This is a genomic window from Streptomyces sp. HNM0574 (assembly GCF_012726235.1).
GTDB lineage: Bacteria > Actinomycetota > Actinomycetes > Streptomycetales > Streptomycetaceae > Streptomyces.
This window is the reverse complement of sequence record NZ_JAASAH010000015.1, coordinates 11706-35501: the sequence shown is the minus strand read 5'-3', so window position 1 is coordinate 35501 and position 23796 is coordinate 11706. Positions and strand designations below refer to the sequence as shown.

Sequence of the window (23796 nt, the reverse complement as noted above, 5' to 3'; positions counted from 1 at the left end):
TGAGGGACGGGGCGTCCGGCCGGCCGTCAACGAGGGAACCGCATGACTCAGCCGCCGCCCCCGCCGCCCGGTCAACCGCCGAACCAGCCGCCGAACCAGCCGCCGCCCGGCGGGTTCGGCGGACCGCAGGACCCGTCCGCCGGCGGCCCGTCGTACGGCTACCCGCAGCAGCCCGGCGCCCCGCAGCCCGGGAGTTCGCCGCACTCGCAGCCGACGCAGCCCGGAATGCCCGCGCAGCCGGGGCCGCCCCCGCAGGGCGGCGGGTACGGCTACCCGCAGCAGGGCCCGCCGCCCGGCGGCGCCTTCGGGGCGCCCCAGCAGCCGGGCCCGCCCTTCGGCGCCCCGCAGGCCGGGCCGCCCGGCATGTACCCGGGGATGCCGGGGCCGGGCTTCCCCGGCGGTCCGGGCAAGACCGGCGGCGGGAACAGCGGCGCCAAGGTCGCGGCGATCATCGCGGTCGCCGTGGTGCTCGTGGTGGCCGTCGGTATCGGCGGCTGGCTGGTCCTCTCCGGTGACGACGGCGGCAACACCACGGCCACCGGCGGCACTTCGGGCACCGGCACGGGCGGCGGCGGGGCCGAGGCCGAGCAGCTGATCGACGTGAAGGCGCCGACCGTCAGCGAGGTGACCAACGTGTCCGGCGGCTGGCTCGTCGGCGACGTCTTCGCCAAGAGCTCCGCCACCGAGATCGTCGGCACCAGCGTCACCGACGGCTCGCGGGCGTGGACGATCCCGCTCAAGGGCGGCATCTGCGCGGCCTCGCAGGAGAAGACGGACGACGGCAAGGTCGCGCTCGTCGCCAAGGGCAGCACCGCCTCGGACGCCAACTGCGACCGGCTGGTGCTCGTCGACCTGACCCGCCACAAGGTCGAGTGGGACAAGCCGCTGCCCAACCGCCCGTCCCGCAGCAACGACAACGTCACCATCAGCGGGGACACCGTCGCCACCGCCTGGATCGGCGGCGCCGCCGGGTACCGGGTCTCCTCGGGCCAGCAGATCTGGAAGGCCAAGGACGACGCGCAGTGCGAGGACCAGGGGTACGCGGGCGGCGAGGAGCTGTACGCGGTGGTCCAGTGCGGGCACAGCTTCGACTCCTCGCAGAAGTACACCGTGGAGAAGCTGGACCCGGCGACGGGCAAGTCCCAGGGCCGCTTCCAGGCCCCGAAGGGCGTCCAGTCGGTACGGGTCGCCTCGACGGACCCGCTCGTCGTGGTCGTCGGCGCGGGCGAGAGCACCCCGACGGACGTGATGACCGTCGGCGACGACCACAAGCTGAAGGCGCGCATCTCCCTCGGCGACCGCTACAACAAGCCCTGCGGCACCGAGGTGCAGTCCTGCTTCGGCATGGCCGTCGGCGAGGACGAGGTGTACCTCTCGACGACCGAGCACGCGGGCAGCGGTGAGGCGGGCCGCCGGACGAACGAGATCATGGCGTTCGACATGGACAGCGGCAAGACCAAGTGGAAGTCCGAGGCCGGGGAGGACCGGCAGATCGTCCCGTTCACGGTGGAGGACGGCAAGGTGCTCGGGTACAAGCTGCCCGGCTACCAGCAGGGCGGCGAGATCGTCAGCGTGACGCCGGGGTCCGGCGCGCAGAAGACGCTGCTGCGGATGCCGAAGTCCGAGGTGGGGCAGGGGGAGCAGGCGTTCTCGCTGAGCACGTACTCGGTGCGGCAGCCGATCCTCTTCGAGGACGGCAAGCTGTTCCTCCAGGAGAAGCTGGTGTCCGAGCCGCGCGCCGGGTCCCAGCCGAAGCTGGCGGTGGGCTTCGGGGTGAAGTAGCCCCTGCGGGGCGCCTTTTCGCGGGCCCGCCCCGCTTGGGAGAACTGCGCCAGAGGCGCAGGGCTGGCAAGCGCAGCGCCCGCCACGGCGCGGGGTGCGCAACTGCCGTCACCGGACCGCCCCGTACGCCGTGGCCGTTCGCGCAGTTCCCCGCGCCCCTGAGGGGCGATCCTCCCCGCGCCCCTGACGGGCGCAGTTCCCCGCGCCCCCTCGGGCGTGTAGCTTCCCGGGTCACAGGAGTGTGTGGGGGTGCTCAATGGGCGTGCGGCTCATGGTGGTTGACGACCACCGTCTGCTCGCCGAGGCGCTGGCCTCGGCACTGAAACTGCGCGGGCACCGGGTGCTGGCCGCCGCCGCGCCCAGCGCGGGCGCGGCCGAGGTGGTGCTGAGCCGCGCCCCGGAGGTGTGCCTGCTGGGCACGGCGGCCCCGGCGGAGCCGGGCGCCTTCGACCCGGTGGCCCGGATCAAGCGGGAGAAGCCGCAGATCGCGGTGGTCGTGCTGGGCCCGGTGCCGAGCCCGCGCGGCATCGCCGCCGCGTTCGCCGCCGGCGCCTCGGGCTACGTACGGCACGACGAGCGGATGGAGGGCGTCGAGCGCGCGATGCTGAAGGCGCGGGCCGGAGAGGCCGCCGTGGCACCGCAGTTGCTCCAGGAGTCCTTCGCCGAGCTGCTCGATCCGGCCGCCGAGCCGGACGACGAGGGCGCGCGCCTGCTGCGGCTGCTCACCCCGCGCGAGGCGGAGGTGCTGATGCGGGTCGCCGAGGGCGAGGACACCCGCCTGATCGCGGCGGGCATGGACATCGCGCCGAGCACGGCCCGTACGCATGTGCAGCGGGTGCTGATGAAGCTGGACGTCGGCTCGCGCCTGGAGGCCGCGGCCCTGGCGGCCCGCACCGGCCTGCTGGAGCGCGCGGGCCTCCCGGTGCCGCGCCGCCCCCCGGAGGCGTAGCCCCGCGGGAACGACGCGCGCCCGCGCCCGGGTGGGCGCGGGCGCGGAGCGGGGCGCGGTTCAGGCACCGCCGCCCGGGGCGGGGCCGTCTCCCGCGTCCGGTGCCGGCTCGTCGGCGGGCGGCGGCGGGATGGTGGGGCTGAGCTTGAGCCACACCAGGAAGACGAGGCCGAGCAGGAGCATGGCCAGGCCGGTCCACAGGTTGATGTTGACGTCCTGGGCCTTCTTCAGGTCGGCGTCGGTCGTGAAGAACCCGGCGATCGTGACGATGAGGCCGTAGACCACGAACAGGCCGCCGATGATGCGGCGTACGTCGAAGAGCCGGGCCGCGGTCTCCGACTTCCGCTCCAGTTCCTCGACTTCTCTGGCGACGGCGAACGGGTCGCCGAGTTCTTCCTCGGGGCGGCCGCCCTGCGCGGAGCCGCCGTGGGTGTTGTTGTCGCTCATGGTGGATCAGTGTCCTTCGCTGGTCAGAAGGAGAAGGGGATGTAGCAGAGGGCCGCCAGGACGATCGCGCCCCAGCCGAGCAGCGCCGGCTTGCGGTACCAGGCGTCGTCGCCCTCGGCGGGCGGTTCGGCCAGTCCGGGCGAGACCGTCCCGTAGACCAGTCCGGCCAGCGATTCCACGGGCTTCGGCTTGGTGACGAAGGTGACCGCGACCATCACGACGCCGCCGACGACGAACGCCACGATGGACGAGACGAAGTTGGCGCCCTGGTCGCTGGGGATCTCGATGACGCCCTGCTGGTAGAACCAGAAGTAGTTGATCATCGCCGCGACGGTGCCGGAGAGCAGCCCCCAGAAGCCGGCGGCCGGGGTCGTCTTCTTCCAGAACATGCCGATGATGAAGACGACGAACAGCGGGACGTTGAAGAACGAGAACAGCGTCTGCAGGTAGTTCATGATGTTCTCGAAGGTGGACGCGATGAACGCGGTCCCCATGCCGATCAGCACGCCGATGACGGTGACCCAGCGCGCGGTCGCCACGTAGTGCTCGTCGGGCTTGCCCTTCTTCAGGTACGCGCGCCAGATGTCGTTGGTGAACACGGTGTTGAAGGACGAGATGTTCGCCGCCATGCCCGCCATGAACGCCGCGATCAGGCCGGTCACGGCGATGCCGAGGACGCCGTTCGGCAGCAGGTCGCGCATCAGCACCGGGATCGCGTGGTTGTAGTCCAGGCCGCTGCCGGGCTTGCCCAGGTCCGGTTCCATGACCAGCGCGGTGAGGCCGGGGATGACCACGACCGCGGGGATGAGGATCTTCGGGAAGGCCGCGATCAGCGGCGTACGGCGGGCGGCCGAGGCGTTCTTGGCGGACAGCGCGCGCTGCACCTCGGCGAAGTTCGTCGTCCAGTAGCCGAAGCTCATGACGAAGCCGAGGCCGAGGACGATGGTGAGCCAGTTGGCGCCGAGCGGGTTGTCGCTGCCGATCCCGGTGCCCTCCCAGGCGGTCACGAACGAGGCGCCCTGCGAGTCGGTGAGCTTGTCCGAGAGCCCGTCCCAGCCGCCGACGCGCTTGAGCCCGAGCACGGTCAGCGGGATCAGCGCGGCGAGGATCACGAAGAACTGGAGCACCTCGGTGTAGATCGCCGAGGAGAGCCCGCCGAGCGTGATGTACGCGAGCACGAAGAAGCCCGCGACGACGATGGCGACCCACTCGGGCCAGCCGAGCAGCGCCTCCAGCACGATCGCCAGCGCGTAGAGGTTCACGCCCGCGATGAGCACGGCCGAGACGGCGAAGATGACCGAGCTCAGCAGGTGCGAGGAGGGCCCGAAGCGGTGCAGCAGGAACTCCGGTACGGAGCGCACCTTCGAGCCGTAGTAGAAGGGCATCATCACCAGGCCGAGGAAGACCATGGCCGGGATGGCGCCGATCCAGTACCAGTGCACGGTGTAGACGCCGTACTGGGCGCCGTTGGCGGCCATGCCGAGGATCTCGGTGGCGCCGAGGTTCGCCGCGACGAACGCCAGGCCGGTGATCCAGGCGGGCAGGGACCGGCCGGACAGGAAGAAGTCGAGGCTCGTCTTCACGCTCTTGCGGGCCGCGAAGCCGATGCCGAGGACGACGACGAAGTAGATGCCCAGGATTGTGTAGTCGAGTCCGTTGGTGGGGAGCCGAAGCCCTTCGGCCAGATAGAGCATGGAGTACCCGCTTCATTGCGCGATCGGAACGGACGTGAAGCTACTCGCTGAGGGTCCCTTTCTGAAGAGAGTTGTTGCTGAGGTTTGTTTGATTGTGATGATCCTCTGCGCTTGATCGGGCCCATTGTGCTTAATGTCCGGTATGTAACCTAGGACCCGCGCACGACTCCGAGGGCTGTTGGCTCGTGATTTATCGTGTGCGAATATGTTTGAGAAGTTGAGGCTGCTGGGGCTGGCGTACAGCTGACGTACATGGGGAGTCCGCACGTGAAGAAGACCTCGAACCGGCTCGCCGACGGCCGGGAGATCGTCTACTACGACCTCCGGGACGACGCGGTGCGGGACGCCCCCGACCAGCGCCCCCTGGACGCGACCTCCACCGCCTCCGAGATCCGCTACGACCCGCTGCTCGCCGAGTGGACCGCCGTCACCGCGCACCGGCAGGGCCGCACCTACCACCCGCCGGCCGACGAGTGCCCGCTGTGCCCCTCACGCGAGGGCCGGCTCAGCGAGATCCCCGAGGCGGACTACGACGTCGCCGTCTTCGAGAACCGCTTCCCCTCCTTCACCGGAGGCCCCGGCCCGCAGACCGAGGACGGCCCGCACGGGCTGTTCGCGCACCGCCCCGGCGCCGGGCGCTGCGAGGTCGTCTGCTTCACCTCCGACCACGACGCCTCCTTCGCCTCCCTCACCGGGGAACAGGCCCGCCTCGTCCTCGACGCCTGGACCGACCGCACCGCCGAACTCGCCCAGCACCCCGGCGTGGAGCAGGTCTTCTGCTTCGAGAACCGCGGCGAGGAGATCGGCGTGACGCTCCAGCACCCGCACGGTCAGATCTACGCGTACCCCTTCACCACCCCGCGCACGGCCCGGATGCTGCGCTCCGCCGCCGAGTACGCGGAACGCACCGGCGGGCGTAACCTGTTCGACGACGTCGTCGCCTCCGAGATCGCCGACGGGCAGCGGATCGTGCTCGACGCCGAGCACTGGGTCGCCTTCGTCCCGCACGCCGCGCACTGGCCGTACGAGGTGCACCTCTACCCCAAGCCCCGGGTGCCCGACCTGCTCGCGCTGAGCGAGGCGGCCCGCGCCGAGTTCCCCGGCGTCTACCTGGAACTCCTGCGCCGCTTCGACCGGATCTTCGGTCCGCACGAGCCGCGCACCCCGTACATCGCGGCCTGGCACCAGGCGCCCTTCCGGGCCCGCGGCACGGGGCGCAAGGGGGCCGCCGCGCGCGAGGAGTTCGCGCTGCACCTCGAGCTCTTCACCGTCCGCCGCACTTCCGGAAAGCTGAAGTTCCTCGCGGGTTCCGAATCCGGCATGAACGTATTCATCAACGACGTGCCGCCGGAAGCCGCGGCGCAGCGACTCCGAGAGGTAGCGAGCACATGAGCAAGTACCTGGTGACCGGTGGAGCGGGATACGTGGGCAGCGTCGTGGCCGCCCACCTGCTGGAGGCGGGGCACACCGTCACGGTTCTGGACGACCTGTCCACCGGCTTCGCCGAAGGGGTGCCCGCCGGCGCGGAGTTCGTCGAGGGACGCATCCAGGAGGCGGGCCGCGTCCTGGACGGCAGCTACGACGGCGTGCTGCACTTCGCCGCGCACTCGCAGGTCGGCGAGTCCGTCACCGACCCGGACAAGTACTGGCGGAACAACGTCGGCGGCACCATCGAACTCCTCGCCGCCATGCGGGAGTCCGGGGTGCGCAAGCTCGTCTTCTCCTCCACGGCCGCCACCTACGGCGAGCCCGTCCGCACACCCATCACGGAGACCGACCCGACCGAGCCGACCAGCCCCTACGGCGCCTCCAAGCTCGCCGTCGACCACATGATCGGCGGCGAGTGCCGGGCGCACGGCCTGGCCGCCGCCTCCCTGCGGTACTTCAACGTCGCCGGCGCCTACCGCTCCCGCGAGGGCACCGTGCTCGGCGAGCGGCACGACCCCGAGTCGCACCTCATCCCGATCGTGCTCCAGGTCGCGCAGGGCCGCCGCGAGTCCGTCTCCGTCTTCGGCGAGGACTACCCGACGCCCGACGGCACCTGCGTCCGCGACTACATCCACGTCGCCGACCTCGCCGAGGCCCACCTGCTCGCGCTGGACGCGGCCACCGGCGGTGAGCACCTCGTCTGCAACCTCGGCAACGGCAACGGCTTCTCCGTCCGCGAAGTCATCGACACCGTACGGAAGGTGACCGGGCACCCCGTCCCCGAGGTGACCGCGCCGCGCCGCGGCGGCGACCCCGCCGTGCTCGTCGCCTCGGCCGAGCGGGCCAGGGAGCGGCTCGGCTGGCAGCCCTCGCGCTCCGGCCTCGCCGGGATCGTCGAGGACGCGTGGCAGTTCGCACAGGTGGCACACCAGGAGCAGGGAGCAGCGAGGCGATGACCGGTACGGGCGGAACGAGCGGCACGGGCACGGGGGACACGACGGACGCGGTCGACGCGGCACGCGCGGCCGACGGCTTCCGCGAGGTCTACGGGCCCGCGCCCGACGGCGTCTGGGCGGCGCCCGGGCGGGTCAACCTGATCGGCGAACACACCGACTACAACGACGGTTTCGTCATGCCGCTCGCCCTCCCGCACACCTGCCGCGTCGCCGCCGCACGCCGCGACGACGGCGTACTGCGGCTGCACTCCGGGGAGATCGGCTCCGGCGTCGTCCAGCTCGACCTGGACACGCTGGAGCCGCGCGGCCCGGTCGGCGACCGCGGCGGCTGGGCCGCGTACCCGGCCGGCGTGCTGTGGTCGCTGCGCGCGCACGGGTACCGGGTCGGCGGTGCCGACCTGCACATCGAGTCGACGGTGCCGGTCGGCGCCGGACTCTCCTCCTCCGCCGCGCTGGAGGTCGCCACGGCCTTCGCGCTGGACGAGCTGAACGCGCTGGAGCTCACCCCCGAGGAGATCGCCCGGATCTGCCGCCACGGGGAGAACGACTTCGTCGGCGTACCCGTCGGCATCATGGACCAGATGGCCTCCGCCTGCTGCACCGCGGGCCACGCCCTGCACCTCGACACCCGCGATCTCACCCAGCGCCAGGTCCCGTTCGACCTCGCGGCGCGGGGGCTGCGGCTGCTCGTCGTCGACACCCGGGTCAAGCACGCGCTCGGCACCGGCGCGTACGCGGAGCGGCGCGCGGGGTGCGAGGCGGGGGCCGCCGCGCTCGGCGTGCGCGCCCTGCGGGACGTGCCCTACGAGGGGCTGGACGAGGCGCTGGCGCGGCTCGACGACCCGGAGGTGCGGCGCCTGGTGCGGCACGTCGTCACGGAGAACCGGCGGGTCGAGGAGACGATCCGGCTGCTGGACGCGGGCGATCCGCGCGCCATCGGCCCCGTCCTCACCGCCGGACACGCCTCCCTGCGGGACGACTTCGCCGTCTCCTGCCCCGAGCTGGACACCGTCGTGGAGTCCGCGAACGCGGCGGGGGCGCTGGGTGCGCGGATGACCGGCGGCGGCTTCGGCGGCTCGGCGATCGTGCTGGTCGAGGACGCGGTGGCGGAGCGGGTCGGCACGGCCGTCGCCTCGGCGTTCGCCGCGGCGGGCTACCGGGAGCCGCGCGTCTTCGAGGCGGTGCCGGGCGGGGGCGCCCGGCGCACGGGCTGAACCGGGCGCTGCGCTTGGGAGGTCTGCGCGAAGGCGCAGGGCCGGCAAGCGCAGCGCCCGCCACGGCGCGGGGTGCGCAACGCCGTCACCGGGCCACCCCGTGCGCCGTGGTTGTTCGCGCAGTTCCCCGCGCCCCTATCGGGGCCAAGCAGTTCGGTGAATCTGTTCCCGTGGCCGGGGGCCGGCCGTACTGTAGAAAGCGTATGCGCGGCACCGGTGGGGGCCGGTGCCGATCGCCGATCAGGGGGCGAGAGCGCACCGGGTACGACGCCCGGAGCGGGGCAGTCGGTCCCGCGCGCGGCGGCGGCCGCGCGGCCGGGGCCCGCCCCCGGGCCGGGCGCCGTACCCGCGACGCAGGGGGTTCCATGGCACGGATCCGGGTTCTGGTGGTCGACGACCACCGCATCTTCGCCGAGTCGCTCGCCGCGGCCCTGGCAGCCGAGCAGGACGTCGAGGTCGTCGCGGCCGGCAGCGTCCCGGCCGCGCTGCGTGCGCTGGACCGGGCGGCGGCGGACGGCCGCCGCTTCGACGTCGTCCTCGTCGACGACGGCCTCGCGGGCCTCGACGGCCAGGACCCCGCCGCCAACGGGACGGCCCCCGCCAACGGCGGCCCCAACGGCGCACCCGCCGAGGGCGGTTCGGGCGCCGAGCCCGCGGCCGCCCCGGCGCCGTTCCTGGCCCGCGTCGCCTCGGCGCACCCCCGGCTGCGCACCGTCGTCCTCGCCGAGCGGGACGACGCGGCGCGCGCCGCCGCCGCGTTGCAGGCCGGTGCGGGCGGCTGGATCGGCAAGGACTGCTCGCTCTCGCGGCTGCTCCAGGTGATCCGCGGCGTGCTGCGGAACGAGACGCACCTCGCGCCCGCGCTGCTCACCCACGTCCTGCGCGAGCTCACCGCGACCCGCAAGCACCGCACCGAGAGCGAACTCCTCGTCGAGGCGCTCACCCCGCGCGAGCGCGAGGTGCTGCGCTGCATGGTCGCGGGGCTCGGCCGCAAGGCCGTCGCCGAGCGGCTCTACCTCTCCCCGCACACCGTCCGCACCCACATGCAGAACGTGCTCGGCAAGCTCGGCGTGCACTCGACGCTCGCCGCCGTCGCGCTGGCCCGCCGCGCGGGCGTCGGCCCGGCCGACCTCGACCCGGCGCCCGTGCGCTGACCCCCGCCCGCCGGTTACTCCTTCACCCCGCCCTCCGTCAGCCCCGTGCGCCAGTACCGCTGGAGGACGAGCATGGCCACCGCCAGTGGGACGACGGAGACGAAGGCGCCGCCGATGGTCAGCTGGTACAGCTCGGGGTGCCGGTCGGCGGCGGTGCGCCAGGTCGCGAGGCCGAGGGTGATGGGGTACTTGCGGTCGTCGGCGAGCATCACCAGCGGCAGGAAGTAGTTGTTCCAGATGTGCACGAACTGGAACAGCAGCACCGTCACCAGCGCCGGGCTCATGATCCGCAGGACGAGTGTGAAGAAGATCCGCCCCTCGCCCGCGCCGTCCACCCGTGCCGCCTCCAGCAGCGTCGTGGGCACCGCCGACTCCGCGTAGATCCGGCACAGGTACGCGCCGAACGGGCTGACCAGCGAGGGCAGCAGCACCGACCAGTAGGTGTCGGTCAGCCCGAGCTTGCCGAAGAGCAGGTACAGCGGCAGCGCCAGGGCCGTCGTCGGCAGCAGGACGCCCGCGAGGATGCCCTTGAACACCGCCTCCCGGCCCCGGAACCGGTAGGTGGCCAGCGCGAACCCGGCCGCGCCCGCCAGCAGCGTGGCCAGCACGGCGCCGACGCCCGCGTACAGCAGCGAGTTGACGGCCCAGCGCAGGTAGATGCCGCTGTCGTAGGAGAACAGCCGGCTGATGTTGTGCAGCCATTGGGGGTCGGAGAGGGTGAGCCCGAAGCTGCCGAAGAGCCGGTCGGTGCTCTTGGTGGAGGCCACCGCGAGCCAGTAGACCGGCAGCAGGAAGTAGCAGGCGGCCACCGTCAGGAAGCCCGCCATGAGCACCCGTCCGGGGCGCGGGCGGCGGCGCGCGGTCCGCTGCGCGGGCGCCCCCGCGCGGGCGGGGCCGCCGCCGGGCTCGTCGTCGGCGCGGGTCCGGGTCGCGGTCGTCGTCATCGGCTGCGCCTCCGGCTGTCGCGGTCCTTGCGGGTGGTCAGGCTGAGGAATCCGAACGAGAGCACGCAGGCGACGGACGCGAGGAGCACGGACTTGGCCGCCGCCAGATAGACGTTGTTGTTGGAGAAGGCGTCGGTGTAGGCGCTGAGGTTCGGCGTGTACGCGGTGCTGATGCTCGGCGTCAGCGGCTTGAGCAGCAGCGGTTCGGAGAACAGCTGCAGCGTCCCGATGATCGAGAACACAGCGGTGAGCACCAGCGCGGGACGGATCAGCGGCAGCTTGATCCGCAGCGCCGTCTGCCAGGGCCCGGCCCCGTCGATCCGCGCCGCCTCGTACAACTCCTGGGGGACGGACTGGAGTTGGGCGACGATGACGAGCATGTTGTAGCCCGCGAACTCCCAGATCACGATGTTCGCGATCGACCACAGCACGGTGCCGTGCCCCAGGAAGTCCGGGGCCAGCCCGCCCATCAGCTCCACCACCGGGCTCACCCCGGGGATGTAGAGGAAGCCCCACAGGATGGACGCGATCACGCCCGGCACCCCGTACGGCAGGAAGTAGGTGGCGCGCAGCAGCCCGGCCCAGCGGCGCGAGACGTGCTCCAGCAGCAGCGCCAGCACCGTCGCCAGCAGCAGCATCAGCGGCACCTGCACGACGCCGAACAGCAGCACCCGGCCGAAGCCCTCCAGGAACCCGGCCTCGCTCAGCGCCAGCCGGTAGTTCTCCAGCCCCGCGAAGCCGGTGCTCGCGCCGCCGAGCCCGAGCGGCCCGTGCCGCTCGGTGGTCAGCAGCGACTGGTAGACGGCGTACACCACGGGCGCGGCGAAGGTCAGCAGGAACAGCGCGACGAACGGGCCGAGAAACCACCAGGCGGCCCGGTCGGGGCGCGCGGACCGGCGCCGGGCGCTCACCGCGCGCTCCTCGCCCGCAGGCCCTTGGCGAGCAGGTCGTCGACGGCGCGGCCCTGGCAGTCGCGCAACGCCTCCACCAGCGAGCCGCGTTCCGAGACGGCGGCCCCGAAGGCGTCAATGACGTGCGAGAACAGCTGGTCCTGCGTCGGCGACCAGGCCCAGGAGGTGTCGACCTTCCGGTCCGAGGCGGCGAAGACCTCGTTGTAGCGCTGGCCGCCGAAGAACGGGTCGGGACGGTCCAGGCCGGTGCCCTCGACGGCGTTCCGCGCGCCGGGCCAGCCGTACCCGGCCTCGGTGAGCAGCGCGATGCTCTCCGGCGCGGTGTTCAGCCAGTGCGCGAACTCCAGCGCCTCCCGCGGGTGGCGGCTGCCCTGGAGCACCGCCGTCGAGGAGCCGCCCCAGTTGCCCGAGCCGGAGGCGCCGGTCTCCCAGCGCGGCATCGGCGCCACCCGCCAATTGCCCTTCGTGCGGGGCGTGTTGCCGCGCAGCAGCGCGTCGCCCCACTGCGGGCCGACCCAGGAGACCAGTTCGCCGGTCTGGAGTGCGCGGTACCAGCCGCTCTGCTGGTCGGCCATCGTGGACACCAGCCCGTCCCGCACCATCCGCTCCCAGAACTCGGCGACCTCCAGCGCCGCCGGATGCGCCAGGTCGACGACCCACTCGTCGCCCTCGGTCGTGATCCACCGGGCGCCGTGCTGCCACACCAGCGCGGTGAACCACTGCGGCTGGTTCGGCGGGAACGCGGTGAGCCTGGCCCCGCCGCCGCGCCGCTTCACCGTCCGCGCGGCCCGCTCGAACTCGCCCCAGGTGCGGGGGACGGGGATGTCCCAGCGGTCGAGGAGGTCCCGGCGGTAGAACATCGCCATCGGGCCCGAGGCCTGCGGCACCGTGAACACCCGCCCGTCGAACACCCCTTGCTCCCACTGCCAGGGCACATACGCGTCCCGCAGCCGCTCGGCGCCGTACCGGGAGAGGTCGGTCAGGCCCTGGACCAGCATGAACGCGGGCAGCTCGTAGTACTCGACCTGCGCCAGGTCCGGCGGGTTCCCGGACTTCAGGGCCGCGTGCATCTTCTGGTAGCCGCCGTTGATGTTGGCCGGGATGATCTGGAGCTCGACCTTGATGTCCTCCCGGGTGCGGTTCCACAGCTTCACGGCCCGGTGCAGCGGCACCCAGGTCCAGAACACCAGCCGTACGGGCCCGTCCCCGCGACGCGGCGCCTGCCGGGTCGTCCGGGCCGCGCCCGGCACGTCCGCGCACCCCGCGAGCCCCGCGCCGGCCAGCGCCGAACCGGCGACGGCGGCCCCGCGCAGCGCACTTCTCCGGCTGAGCGTCATGCCCCTCGCCTCCCGCCGTCCGGTGCGCCGTCCCGTGCGCGGGCCGTGCCGGGCCGGGACAGGACGGCCACTCCGGACGGCTCCAGCCGGACCTCGCGCAGCGGCCCGCCGGGCGCGGGCGTCAGCAGGTCCGTCATCGGTTCGGGCAGCGCGACCTCGGCGGCCGCCCCGGAGTGGTTGAGCAGGAACAGGAAGCCGCCGGAGCCGTCGGCCCGTTCGCGGCGCGTGGCCTGCACCCCGTCGGGCAGCCCGGGGAGCACCGGCTCGACGCCCGCGGCCGCCCGTACGGTGTCCATCAGGGCGCGCATGGCGCGCGGTTCGGGTCGGGTCGCCAGGTACCAGACGGTGCCGGCGCCGACCCGGTGGCGGGTGACGGCGGGCCGTCCGGCGAGGGCCGGGTGGTCCTTGCCGAAGACGGCCAGCACCTCGGCGCCCTCCGGCTCGACGGCCTCCGACCACAGGTCGGCCCGGCCGTTGACCCGGCCCTCGAGCGTCACCCGCTCGTCCTCGGCCAGCGGCCAGAACTCCTCCGTGCGCAGCCCCAGCAGCCGCCGCAGCACGCCCGGGTGGCCGCCGGGGTGCACGCGGTCGTGCGGGTCGACGATGCCGGAGAAGAACGAGACGAGCAGGTGCCCGCCGCCCGTCACGTACCCGGTGAGGTGCTCGGCGTCCCGCTCGCTCAGCAGGTACAGGTTCGGCGCGACGAGCAGCCGGTGGCCGGTCAGGTCCGCGTCCGGCGGCAGCACGTCGCAGGCCACGCCCGCCTCGAACAGCGGCCGGTAGTGGCCGAGGGACAGCTCCGTCTGGTTCAGCGTCGACGGGCGGGCCGCCAGCTCCAGCGCCCGCCAGCTGTCCCAGTCGAGCAGCAGCGCCGCCTCCGCCGCCGAGCGGCTGCCCGCGATCTCCGGGACGGACGCCAACTCCCGGCCCAGCTCGGTCACTTCGCGGAAGATCCGGGTGTCGCGGCCGCCGTGCGGGACCATCGCCGAGTGGTACTTCTCGGCCCCGCCCAGCGACTGCCGCCACTGGAAGAACAGCACCGCGTCCGCGCCCTGCGCCACCGCCTGCCAGCTCCACAGCCGCATCAGCCCCGGCGCCTTGGGCCCGTTCCGCGGCCGCCAGTTGACCGCGCCTGGCGCCTGCTCCAGCAGCAGCCAGGGGCGGCCGCCGCCGGCCGAGCGCATCAGGTCGAAGGTGTACCCGGCGCGCACCTCGGGCAGCGGCTCGTGCGGGTCCTGGTAGTAGTCCAGGGACAGCACGTCCTGGTGCGCGGCCCAGGCGAAGGCGTTCACCGGCTTGTGGTTCGGCATCACATTGGTGGTGACGGGGACGTGCGGGGTGACCCGGTCCAGCACCGCCTTCTCGGTCAGGTAGCAGCCGAGCAGCGCCTCGTCGCTGAACCGCAGGTAGTCCAGCTGGTGCGCGGGGTTGGGGAAGGTCGGCGCCGCGCGCGGCGGCAGCACCTGCGCGAAGGAGCCGTACGCCTGCGACCAGAACGCCGTCGACCAGGCCGTGTTGAGCTCCTCGACGGTGCCGTACCGCTCGCGCAGCCAGCGCCGGAACTCCGCGGCCGAGACCTCGCAGAAGCATTGCCGGGTGTGGCAGCCGTACTCGTTCCCGATGTGCCACATCGCCAGCGCCGGATGGTCCGCGTACCGCGTCGCCAGCCGCTCCACCAGCCGCGCCGCGTGCTCCCGGTAGACCGGGCTGGACGGGCAGTAGTGCTGCCGCGAGCCCGGCGACTTCCGGACGCCCTCGGCGTCGACGGGCAGCGTCTCCGGGTGCGCGTGCGACAGCCACGGCGGCGGTGACGCCGTCATCGTGGCCAGGCACACCCGCACCCCGGCGCCCGCGAGGCCGTCCATGACGCGGTCGAACCAGCCGAACTCGTAGCGGCCGGGGGAGGGTTCGGCCTTCGCCCAGGAGAAGATCCCGGCCGTGACCATGGAGACCCCGGCCTCCCGCATCAGCTCCAGGTCCTCGGCCCACACCGGCTCGGGCCACTGCTCGGGGTTGTAGTCACCGCCGTACAGCAGGCCGCCGGTGCCCGGGCTCCACACCCGTCCCCGGCGGTCCCCGACGGCTTCGCCACTGTCGCTGTTCCGGTCAACTGCCATGTGCCGCACACCCCTTGACGGGAAGAACACGCGTGGACTTGATTCATTAATGAGTAATTAATGAGTTCAACGGGGGTCAACCCTCTTGCGGTAACGGGCCGAACCCCTGGAAAGCGGTGAAATCCGGACGAAGTTCCGGAGACGTCAGGGGAAACCGCCGGCACCGGCCGCGCGGCCCCGGGGAGAGGAGCGCGGCGGATGGCGGCCTATCGGGGACGCGGAGTGCACGGCAAGACCGTGGAGGACCTGGGCACCCGCATCGTCTCGGGGCGGATGCCGGAGGGCCACACCCTCGACCTCGCCGCCCTGGAGACCGAACTCGACGTCAGTCTCACCGCGCTCCGCGAGGCCCTGAAGGTCCTCGCCGCCAAGGGCCTCGTCGACGCCCGGCAGCGCCGCGGCACCTACGTCACCCCGCGCGGCCGCTGGAACCTCCTCGACGCGGACGTCATGCGCTGGGAGTTCGCCGCCGCCGGACCGGAACGCGGCGGCGGCCTCCTCCGCGACCTCGCCGAGGTCCGCGCCGCCGTCGAGCCCGCCTGCGCCCGCTCGGCGGCCCTCCGCCGCACCGAGGCCGACCTGGAAGCGCTGGACGGGGCGCTCGCCGCGATGGCCGCCGCGTACGGCGACCCGGCCCGCGCCGTCGAGGCCGACCTCGCCTTCCACCGCGCCCTGTTCGCCGCCTCGCACAACGAACTCCTCGCGCGCATGGACCTGTTCATCGAGGCGGGCCTCGCCCAGCGCGACCGCCTCGTCCACGCGGCCCCGCACGAGGACCCGGTGCCGGTGCACCGCGCCGTCCTCGACGCCGTCCGCGCGCGTGACCCCGAGGCCGCCGAGTCCGCCGTCCGCCGCCTCCTCGCCCAGGCCCGCCGCGACGAGACCCGCCGCGACCCCTGAGCCGGCCCGTCAGGCCGAGGTCTTGTACACGCTCCAGCCCCCGTCGACGACCAGCTCCTGCCCCGTCACATAGGACGCGTCGGCCGACAGCAGGAACGCCACCGCCCCCGCGACCTCCTCGGGCGAACCGTGCCGCCCGGCGACCGTCTGCTCGACCGTCCGCCGCCGGTCCTCCTCGCCGACGCCCTCCCAGGCCCGGGTCCAAACCGGCCCGGGCAGCACGCAGTTGACCCGTACCTCCGGCCCGTACTCGACGGCCAGCTGCCGCCCGAGCCCGGTCAGCCCCGCCTTGGTCGCGGCGTACGCGGGCCGTCCCGGCAGCCCGAAGTGCGCGTGCACCGAGGACATCAGCACCACCGCGCCGCGCCGCTCGCGCAGGTCGTCCAGGCAGGCGCGGAAGCCGAGGAAGGCGCCGGTGAGGTTCACCCCGAGCTGTGCCTCCCACTCGGGCAGCGAGAGCGTGCCCGCCGTCCCCGGCCGCATCAGCGCCGCGTTGCTCACCAGCCCGTCGACGCGGGCGCCGAACCCGTCGTGCGCGGTCCGCAGCACCCGCTCCCAGGCGGGCTCGTCCGTCACGTCCCCCAGCACGCACGCGGCCCGGCCCCCGGCGGCGGTGATCTCCCGCGCCGTACGGTGCCCGCCCGCCTCCTCGTTGTCGAGCAGCACGACCGCCCCGCCCTCGTCGGCGACCCGGTGCGCGACAGCGGCCCCGATCCCGGCCCCGCCCCCGGTCACCACGACGGTACGGTCCGCGAAACGTCCCCAAGCCCCGTCCATGCGCCGCATGCTAGGCCCCGCCGCCGCCTCGCGGCCATGGCGCGCGCCGCCGGTCCACCCGGGAGTGAAGCGGGCGCGGACGGCCGCCCGGCTACGTCGGGATGTTGTCGAACGGGGCCGTCAACTGGCGGAGCAGGCCCGCGAGTTCGGCGCGCTGCGCGGAGGAGAGCTCGACGAGGATGGCGCGCTCCTGGTCGAGGAGGCCGGCCAGCGCCGAGTCGCCCCGGTCCCGGCCCTCGTCGGTGAGGCGTACCAGTACACCGCGCCGGTCGCTGGGGTCGGGCAGCCGCTCGACCAGGCCCTTCTTCGCGAGCCGGTCGATCCGGTTGGTCATGGTGCCCGAGGTGACGAGGGTCTGCGTGAGGAGCTGCCCGGGGGAGAGCTGGTACGGTGCTCCGGCCCGCCGCAGCGCGGTGAGCACGTCGAACTCCCAGGGCTCCAGGTTGTGCTCGGCGAAGGCGATGCGCCGCGCGCGGTCGAGATGGCGCGCGAGCCTGCTGACGCGGCTCAGCACCTCCAACGGTTCCACGTCGAGGTCCGGGCGCTCGCGGCGCCAGGCTGCCACCAGTCGGTCGACCTCGTCCTCCATGCGATCAGTGTAGTAGTTGTGTCGACGTGAAGTCTCTTGACGTCGAGACAAACCGGGGTAGATTCTGCGCCCGTGACCACTTCCGCATGGGATCCGCAGCAGTACCTCCGTCACTCCACACCCCGCACCCGCGCCCTCCGCGACCTCCTCGCCCGCGTCCCCGAACCACCCGGCGCCCCCGCACCCCGCGTCGCCGACCTCGGCTGCGGCCCCGGCGAACCCAGCCGCCACCTCGTCGAACGCTGGCCCGCGGCCCGCGTCACCGGCTACGACAGCTCACCCGCCATGCTCGACGAGGCCCGCGCCCACGCGGGACCCACCACCGGCGGCGGCAGCCTCGACTTCGCCCCGGCCGACATCGCCGACTGGCGCCCCGCCACGGATTCCGTCGACCTGATCTTCTCCAACGCGGCCTTCCACTGGGTGCCCGAGCACCCCCGCCTCTTCCCCGCCTGGATCGACGCGCTCCCGCCCGGCGGCGTCCTCGCCTTCCAGGTCCCCGGCAACGACGGTGCCGCCTCCCACACCCTCCTCGACGAACTGCGCGACTCCCCGCGCTGGCGCGCCCGCCTCGGCACCCGGCACGACGAAGCCCCGCACCGCGCCACCGTCCTCGACCCCGCCGGCTACTTCGCCACCCTCGCCCCGCTCGGCTGCGAGGTCGACACCTGGGAGACCACCTACCTGCACCTGCTCCCCGGCGAGGACGCCGTACTGGAGTGGACCAAGGGCACCACCCTCCGCCCCGTCCTCACCCTCCTCGAAGACGACCCCGAAACCCGCGAGGCCTTCCTCGCCGACTACCTCACCGCCCTCCGCACCGCCTACCCCACCACCCCCCACGGCACCCCGTTCCCCTTCCGCCGCATCTTCACGGTGGCGCGGAAGCGGGGGTGACGGGGGTGGCCTCTTTCGGGTGAGGTGACGGCTTTTCCCCGTCCGGGCAGGCGGCAGGGTCATAGCGTCAATGCTATGAACTGGGGTACCGTCGAACTCGAGCCTGAGGTCTCGTCATGGCTCGAGAGCCTGGACGACAAGCACTGGGCCCAGGCGCTGATGCACCTGGACCTGCTGGAGGCCTACGGCGTTCACCTGGGAGAGCCTTACACCCGACAGCTCGACGGGAAGCTCCGTGAACTGCGCTTCTACTGCGGCGGTCAGCGGATGCGCATCTCGTACTGGATCGCTCCCCACCGGCGCATCGTTCTGCTCACGGTCTTCCCCAAGACGCGGATGCGGGAGTTCGCCGAGGTGGAGCGGGCGCGGCAGGCCATGAAGCGTTGCCAGGCAGAGGGGCACACGGCGGAGGAGGAACAGCAGTGACGGAGAAGCGCAGGACCACCGGCCTGGCCGAGGCCCGGCGGGCCCGGCCGATCACGGCGGAGATCGAGGAGGAGTACGCGGCCGCGCGGCTCCGCTTCGAGCTCGGCTCCACCGTCCGCACCCGTCGGCTCGAACTCGGGCTCTCGCAGGAGGAGTTGGGACGGCGGGCGCAGATGACGCAGTCCGCCGTCGCGCGGTTCGAGGGGGGCGGGACGGTGCCCAGCATCCCGGTGCTGGACCGGCTGGCCCGCGCCCTGGAGCTCGACCTGCACGTGGCGATGTCCCCCCGCGGAACGGCGACGGCCTGAGGCGGCCGTCCCGTCCCCCTGGTCAGGCGCGGCGGTGGCCGATGAGGCGGGGTTTGGCCTCGAGGCCGTCGAGGCCGTGCCAGGCGAGGTTCACCAGGTGCGCGGCGACCTCGGCCTTCTTGGGCTTGCGGACGTTCAGCCACCACTGTCCGGTGAGGGCGACCATGCCCACCAGGGCCTGCGCGTACAGCGGGGACAGCTTCGGGTCGAAGCCGCGGGACTTGAACTCCCGGCCGAGGATGTCCTCGACCTGGGTCGCGATGTCGCTGATCAGCGAGGCGAAGGTGCCCGTCGACTGGGCGACGGGCGAATCGCGGACGAGGATGCGGAAGCCGTCGGTGTACTGCTCGATGTAGTCGAGCAGCGCGAACGCGGCCTGCTCCAGCAGCTCCCTCGGGTGACCGCCGGTGAGCGCGCCGGTCACCATGTCCAGCAGCTGCCGCATCTCACGGTCCACGACGACCGCGTACAGCCCTTCCTTGCCGCCGAAGTGCTCGTACACCACCGGCTTCGAGACCCCGGCCTTCGCCGCGATCTCCTCGACCGACGTGCCCTCGAAGCCGCGTTCGGCGAAGAGAGTGCGGCCGATGTCCAGCAGCTGTTCCCGCCGCTCCTTGCCGGTCATGCGGCGGCGCGTACGCTTTTCCTTCTTCGCGCTGTTGGCGTTGCTGTCGTCGGTCGGCACGGACACCATCATGCCGCGTCGGCCGCGGGCTCCTTGCGGCGGGAGTCGATACGCGAGGCCTTCGGCCAGCGCACGTCGTACGCCCAGCCCGCGCGCTCGAACCAGCGGATCAGCCGCGCGCTGGAATCGATCTGCCCGCGCTCGACGCCGTGCCGCGCGCACGTCGGGTCCGCGTGGTGCAGGTTGTGCCAGGACTCGCCGCAGGAGAGGACGGCCAGCCACCACACGTTGCCCGAGCGGTCACGGGACTTGAAGGGCCGCTTGCCGACCGCGTGGCAGATCGAGTTGATCGACCACGTGACGTGGTGCAGCAGCGCGACCCGCACCAGCGAGCCCCAGAAGAACGCCGTCAGCGCCCCCTGCCAGGACATCGTCACCAGCCCGCCGACCAGCGGCGGCAGCAGCAGCGAGACGGCCGTCCACAGCACGAACTGCCGCGAGACGCGGCGGATCACCGGGTCCTTGACCAGGTCGGGCGCGTACTTGTGCTGCGGGGTCTGCTCCTCGTCGAACATCCAGCCGACGTGCGCCCACCACAGGCCCTTCAGCAGCGCGGGCACCGTCTCCCCGTACCGCCACGGCGAGTGCGGATCGCCCTCCGCGTCCGAGAACTTGTGGTGCTTGCGGTGGTCGGCGACCCAGCGGACCAGCGGGCCCTCGACGGCCATCGAGCCCATCACCGCGAGCGCGATCCGCAGCGGGCGCTTCGCCTTGAACGAGCCGTGCGTGAAGTAGCGGTGGAAACCGATGGTGATGCCGTGGCAGCCGATGAAGTACATCGCCACCATCAGGCCGAGGTCCAGCCAGCTCACGCCCCAGCCCCACGCCAGCGGCACCGCGGCCAGCAGCGCCACGAACGGGAGGGTGATGAAGAGCAGCAGCGTGATCTGTTCGACGGAGCGGCGCTTCTCGCCGCCCAGCGTCGCGGACACCTGGGACGGGTCGGGGAGCTTCTGCCTGTCGTCGGAGGCGCCGTCGGAGCCGCCGCCTGGGGACGGCTCCCGGGCACTGTCGAGCAAGTCCGGGCTTGTGGTCATGGGGTTCCTCGTCGATACGGAGGGGGGACGGATCTTCGCGGGCCACGGCCGTGAGCCGAGCGGAGCTACGGGACCGTAACCTACGGCTTCGTAAGTATGGCAGCCCTCACACGCGTAGCAAGGGGGGTTCGGGGGATACGTAACTGTGGTCACCCATCGGACGGCACCGATGCCCCCGAGCAGGGCGACCTATCCTGGGAAGCGTCGGACAGCGCGGTCCGCACCCGCCAGAGCGCAGCGGCACCGGGAGCATGCTGCGCAGAGCCACAAGCCGCTGAGCCGAAACGCTCGGACCCGCCCGTACACAGCCCGGACCTGCCCTCGCCGGCCGGGACCGGACGGGAAGCCGAGACGCCGAGAACGCCGCAAGGAGCCGCACCTGTGAGCAGTGCCGACAGCCACCAGCACCGGGCCGCCGGATCCGCACCCGTCACCGGGTCCACCGACGAGGCCGACCCCTCCGCGCTCCGTGCGGACATCCGCCGCCTCGGGGACCTCCTCGGCGAGACCCTCGTACGCCAGGAGGGCTCCGAACTCCTCGACCTCGTCGAGCGCGTGCGCGCCCTGACCCGCAGCGACGGCGACGCCGCCGCAGCCCTGCTCGCGAAGACCGACCTGGCCACCGCCAGCAAGCTCGTCCGGGCCTTCTCCACCTACTTCCACCTGGCCAACGTCACCGAGCAGGTGCACCGCGGACGCGAACTGCGCGCCCGCCGCTCGGCCGAGGGCGGCAACCTCGCCCGCACCGCCGACATGCTCAAGGACGCCGACCCCGAGCACCTCGCCGAGACCGTCCGCAACCTCGGCGTGCGCCCCGTCTTCACCGCGCACCCCACCGAGGCAGCCCGCCGCTCCGTCCTCACCAAGCTCCGCAAGATCGCCGAACTGCTGGAGCAGACCGACCCGGCCGAGCGGCGCCGCACCGACCTCCGCATCGCCGAGAACGTCGACCTCATCTGGCAGACCGACGAACTCCGCGTCGCCCGCCCCGAGCCCGCCGACGAGGCCCGGAACGCGATCTACTACCTCGACGAGCTGCACGCCGGCGCCGTCGGCGACGTCCTGGAGGACCTCGCCGCCGAACTCGACCGCGCCGGCGCCCCGTTGCCCACAGGCACCCGCCCCCTCACCTTCGGCACCTGGATCGGCGGCGACCGCGACGGCAACCCCAACGTCACCCCCCAGGTCACCTGGGACGTCCTGCTGCTCCAGCACGAGCACGGCATCACCGACGCGCTGGAACACGTCGACGAACTCCGCGGCGCCCTCTCCAACTCCATCCGCAACAGCGGCGCCACCGACGAACTCCTCGCCTCCCTGGAGGCCGACCTCGACGCGCTGCCCGAGATCAGCCCCCGCTACAAGCGGCTCAACAGCGAGGAGCCGTACCGCCTCAAGGCCACCTGCGTACGGCAGAAGCTCCTCAACACCCGCGAGCGGCTCGCCTCCGACATCCCGCACGTCCCCGGACGCGACTACCTCGGCACCGGTGAACTCGTCGCCGACCTGACCGTCCTCCAGCGGTCCCTGCGCGAACACCGCGGCGAACTCGTCGCCGACGGCCGCCTGGAGCGCATCCTGCGCACCCTCGCCGCCTTCGGCCTCCAGCTCGCCACCATGGACGTCCGCGAACACGCCGAGGCCCACCACCACGCCCTCGGCCAGCTCTTCGACCGGCTCGGCGAGGAGTCCTGGCGCTACACCGACATGCCCCGCGACTACCGCGAGCGGCTCCTCGCCCGCGAACTGCGCGCCCGCCGCCCGCTGTCCCCGCCGCACGCCCCGCTCGACGAGGCAGGCGCCCGGACGCTCGGCGTCTTCCACACCGTCCGCAAGGCCCTCGACACCTTCGGGCCCGAGGTCATCGAGTCGTACATCCTCTCCATGTGCCAGGGCGCCGACGACGTGTTCGCCGCCGCCGTCCTCGCCCGCGAGGCCGGACTGATCGACCTGCACGCCGGCTGGGCCCGCATCGGCATCGTCCCGCTGCTGGAGACCACCGACGAGCTGAAGATCGCCGACGAGCTCCTCGACGCGATGCTCTCCGACCCCTCCTACCGCAAGCTCGTCTCGCTCCGCGGCGACCTGCAGGAGGTCATGCTCGGCTACTCCGACTCCTCCAAGTTCGGCGGCATCACCACCTCCCAGTGGGAGATCCACCGCGCCCAGCGCCGGCTCCGCGACGTCGCCCACCGGCACGGCGTACGGCTGCGCCTCTTCCACGGCCGCGGCGGCACCGTCGGCCGCGGCGGCGGCCCCACCCACGACGCGATCCTCGCCCAGCCCTGGGGCACCCTGGAGGGCGAGATCAAGGTCACCGAGCAGGGCGAGGTCATCTCCGACAAGTACCTCGTGCCGTCCCTCGCCCGCGAGAACCTCGAACTCACCGTCTCCGCCACCCTCCAGGCGTCCGCGCTGCACACCGCGCCCCGCCAGTCCGACGAGGCACTGGCCCGCTGGGACGCCGCGATGGACACCGTCTCCGACGCCTCGCACGCCGCCTACCGGCAGCTCGTGGAGGACCCGGACCTGCCCGCGTACTTCTTCGCCTCCACCCCCGTCGACCAGCTCGCCGAACTCCACCTCGGCTCCCGCCCCTCCCGCCGCCCCGACAGCGGCGCCGGGCTCGACGGACTCCGCGCCATCCCCTGGGTGTTCGGCTGGACCCAGTCCCGGCAGATCGTCCCCGGCTGGTTCGGCGTCGGCAGCGGCCTCAAGGCCGCCCGCGAGGCAGGACTCGACACCGTTCTCGAAGAGGCCTACGAGCACTGGCACTTCTTCCAGAACTTCCTCTCCAACGTCGAGATGACGCTGGCCAAGACCGACCTGCGGATCGCCCAGGCATACGTCGACACCCTGGTGCCCGAGGAGCTCAAGCACGTCTTCGACACCATCCGGGCCGAGCACGAACTCACCGTCGCCGAGGTCCTCCGCATCACCGGCGAACGGGAACTCCTCGACGCCGACCCGGTGCTCAAGCAGACCTTCGCCATCCGCGACGCCTACCTCGACCCGATCTCGTACCTCCAGATCAGCCTGCTGCACCGGCAGCGCGAGGCCGCCAAGGCGCAGGAGGAACCCGACCAGACCCTCAGCCGCGCCCTGCTGCTGACCGTCAACGGCGTCGCCGCCGGCCTCCGCAACACCGGCTGACGCGCGCGGCGCGCAAAAGCGGCGGGGCCCCGGGGAGTCACCGACTCCCCGGGGCCCCGCCGCATCCACGGCTCAACTCCCGTGCGCGCGC

Annotated in this window: 21 protein-coding genes; 11 read left to right on the top strand and 10 right to left on the bottom strand. The window is 72.8% G+C overall.

From position 1 onward, the window contains the following. The first annotated feature begins 42 nt into the window (after nt 1-42). Nucleotides 43-1782 (top strand): hypothetical protein, encoded by a 1740-nt coding sequence (locus HCC30_RS22475; RefSeq protein WP_169444509.1) that lies wholly within the window; start codon nt 43-45, stop codon nt 1780-1782. A gap of 256 nt (nt 1783-2038) precedes the next feature. Next, nucleotides 2039-2731, top strand: a complete 693-nt coding sequence (locus tag HCC30_RS22470; protein ID WP_169444507.1) for a LuxR C-terminal-related transcriptional regulator — start codon at nt 2039-2041, stop codon at nt 2729-2731. Nucleotides 2732-2791: 60 nt separating this feature from the next. Here the strand turns inward: HCC30_RS22470 and HCC30_RS22465 are convergent, their stop codons facing one another. Both HCC30_RS22465 and HCC30_RS22460 read right to left on the bottom strand, forming a co-directional pair. Then, a complete protein-coding gene (locus HCC30_RS22465) occupies nt 2792-3178 on the bottom strand; it encodes a hypothetical protein (RefSeq protein WP_240979818.1) in 387 nt (128 codons plus the stop codon). 23 nt (nt 3179-3201) lie between these two features. Then, the gene (locus tag HCC30_RS22460) at nt 3202-4872 is read right to left on the bottom strand and encodes a sodium:solute symporter family protein (RefSeq protein WP_169444505.1); all 1671 of its coding nucleotides are present in this window, start codon (nt 4870-4872) and stop codon (nt 3202-3204) included. 267 nt (nt 4873-5139) lie between these two features. Between HCC30_RS22460 and galT the strand changes: the two genes are divergently transcribed. The 4 genes from galT (at nt 5140) to HCC30_RS22440 (ending at nt 9624) form a co-directional block, all read left to right on the top strand. Then, a complete protein-coding gene (gene galT / locus HCC30_RS22455) occupies nt 5140-6264 on the top strand; it encodes a galactose-1-phosphate uridylyltransferase (protein WP_169444503.1) in 1125 nt (374 codons plus the stop codon). Continuing rightward, nucleotides 6261-7256 carry a UDP-glucose 4-epimerase GalE gene (gene galE / locus HCC30_RS22450; RefSeq protein WP_169444501.1) on the top strand — a complete coding sequence of 332 codons (996 nt, stop codon included), beginning with the start codon at nt 6261-6263 and terminating at the stop codon, nt 7254-7256. The genes galT and galE overlap by 4 nt, the downstream gene beginning before the upstream one ends. Beyond that, nucleotides 7253-8470: a galactokinase gene (gene galK / locus HCC30_RS22445; protein WP_169444500.1), complete on the top strand. Its 1218-nt coding sequence runs from the start codon at nt 7253-7255 to the stop codon at nt 8468-8470. Before galE ends, galK begins: the two co-directional genes overlap by 4 nt. Nucleotides 8471-8835: 365 nt before the next feature. Continuing rightward, a complete protein-coding gene (locus HCC30_RS22440) occupies nt 8836-9624 on the top strand; it encodes a response regulator transcription factor (RefSeq protein ID WP_169444498.1) in 789 nt (262 codons plus the stop codon). Nucleotides 9625-9638: 14 nt separating this feature from the next. Here the strand turns inward: HCC30_RS22440 and HCC30_RS22435 are convergent, their stop codons facing one another. From HCC30_RS22435 to HCC30_RS22420, 4 genes are read right to left on the bottom strand one after another with little or no spacing between them, the layout of a single operon-like run. After that, on the bottom strand, nt 9639-10568 hold the full coding sequence (locus tag HCC30_RS22435) for a carbohydrate ABC transporter permease (protein WP_169444497.1): 930 nt from the start codon (nt 10566-10568) through the stop codon (nt 9639-9641). After that, nucleotides 10565-11479, bottom strand: a complete 915-nt coding sequence (locus HCC30_RS22430; protein WP_169444495.1) for a sugar ABC transporter permease — start codon at nt 11477-11479, stop codon at nt 10565-10567. The genes HCC30_RS22435 and HCC30_RS22430 overlap by 4 nt, the downstream gene beginning before the upstream one ends. Beyond that, a complete protein-coding gene (locus HCC30_RS22425; RefSeq protein WP_169444493.1) occupies nt 11476-12816 on the bottom strand; it encodes an extracellular solute-binding protein in 1341 nt (446 codons plus the stop codon). Before HCC30_RS22425 ends, HCC30_RS22430 begins: the two co-directional genes overlap by 4 nt. Beyond that, nucleotides 12813-14933 carry a beta-galactosidase gene (locus HCC30_RS22420; protein ID WP_169444491.1) on the bottom strand — a complete coding sequence of 707 codons (2121 nt, stop codon included), beginning with the start codon at nt 14931-14933 and terminating at the stop codon, nt 12813-12815. The genes HCC30_RS22425 and HCC30_RS22420 overlap by 4 nt, the downstream gene beginning before the upstream one ends. A gap of 198 nt (nt 14934-15131) precedes the next feature. Here HCC30_RS22420 and HCC30_RS22415 point away from each other — a divergent pair, with 198 nt between their 5' ends. Further along, nucleotides 15132-15833, top strand: coding sequence for a FadR/GntR family transcriptional regulator (locus HCC30_RS22415; protein ID WP_169444489.1), 702 nt, complete (start codon nt 15132-15134; stop codon nt 15831-15833). Between the two features lie 9 nt (nt 15834-15842). Here the strand turns inward: HCC30_RS22415 and HCC30_RS22410 are convergent, their stop codons facing one another. Both HCC30_RS22410 and HCC30_RS22405 read right to left on the bottom strand, forming a co-directional pair. Next, on the bottom strand, nt 15843-16610 hold the full coding sequence (locus tag HCC30_RS22410; protein ID WP_169444488.1) for an SDR family oxidoreductase: 768 nt from the start codon (nt 16608-16610) through the stop codon (nt 15843-15845). A gap of 91 nt (nt 16611-16701) precedes the next feature. After that, entirely contained in the window at nt 16702-17199 is a 498-nt protein-coding gene (locus HCC30_RS22405) for a MarR family transcriptional regulator (protein ID WP_169444486.1), read from the bottom strand. A gap of 72 nt (nt 17200-17271) precedes the next feature. Between HCC30_RS22405 and HCC30_RS22400 the strand changes: the two genes are divergently transcribed. The 3 genes from HCC30_RS22400 (at nt 17272) to HCC30_RS22390 (ending at nt 18830) form a co-directional block, all read left to right on the top strand. After that, a complete protein-coding gene (locus HCC30_RS22400) occupies nt 17272-18096 on the top strand; it encodes a methyltransferase domain-containing protein (protein WP_169444484.1) in 825 nt (274 codons plus the stop codon). A 75-nt stretch (nt 18097-18171) separates the two neighbouring features. Beyond that, complete coding sequence (locus tag HCC30_RS22395; protein WP_169444482.1) at nt 18172-18522, top strand: type II toxin-antitoxin system RelE/ParE family toxin; 351 nt, start codon at nt 18172-18174, stop codon at nt 18520-18522. Next, nucleotides 18519-18830 carry a helix-turn-helix transcriptional regulator gene (locus tag HCC30_RS22390; RefSeq protein ID WP_346776758.1) on the top strand — a complete coding sequence of 104 codons (312 nt, stop codon included), beginning with the start codon at nt 18519-18521 and terminating at the stop codon, nt 18828-18830. Before HCC30_RS22395 ends, HCC30_RS22390 begins: the two co-directional genes overlap by 4 nt. A 22-nt stretch (nt 18831-18852) precedes the next feature. Here HCC30_RS22390 and HCC30_RS22385 read toward each other — a convergent pair whose 3' ends face one another. Further along, nucleotides 18853-19527 carry a TetR/AcrR family transcriptional regulator gene (locus tag HCC30_RS22385; protein WP_169444480.1) on the bottom strand — a complete coding sequence of 225 codons (675 nt, stop codon included), beginning with the start codon at nt 19525-19527 and terminating at the stop codon, nt 18853-18855. Continuing rightward, nucleotides 19524-20552: an acyl-CoA desaturase gene (locus HCC30_RS22380; RefSeq protein WP_240979817.1), complete on the bottom strand. Its 1029-nt coding sequence runs from the start codon at nt 20550-20552 to the stop codon at nt 19524-19526. Before HCC30_RS22380 ends, HCC30_RS22385 begins: the two co-directional genes overlap by 4 nt. A gap of 477 nt (nt 20553-21029) precedes the next feature. Between HCC30_RS22380 and ppc the strand changes: the two genes are divergently transcribed. After that, on the top strand, nt 21030-23705 hold the full coding sequence (gene ppc, locus HCC30_RS22375; protein ID WP_346776765.1) for a phosphoenolpyruvate carboxylase: 2676 nt from the start codon (nt 21030-21032) through the stop codon (nt 23703-23705). Nucleotides 23706-23796: the final 91 nt, after the last annotated feature.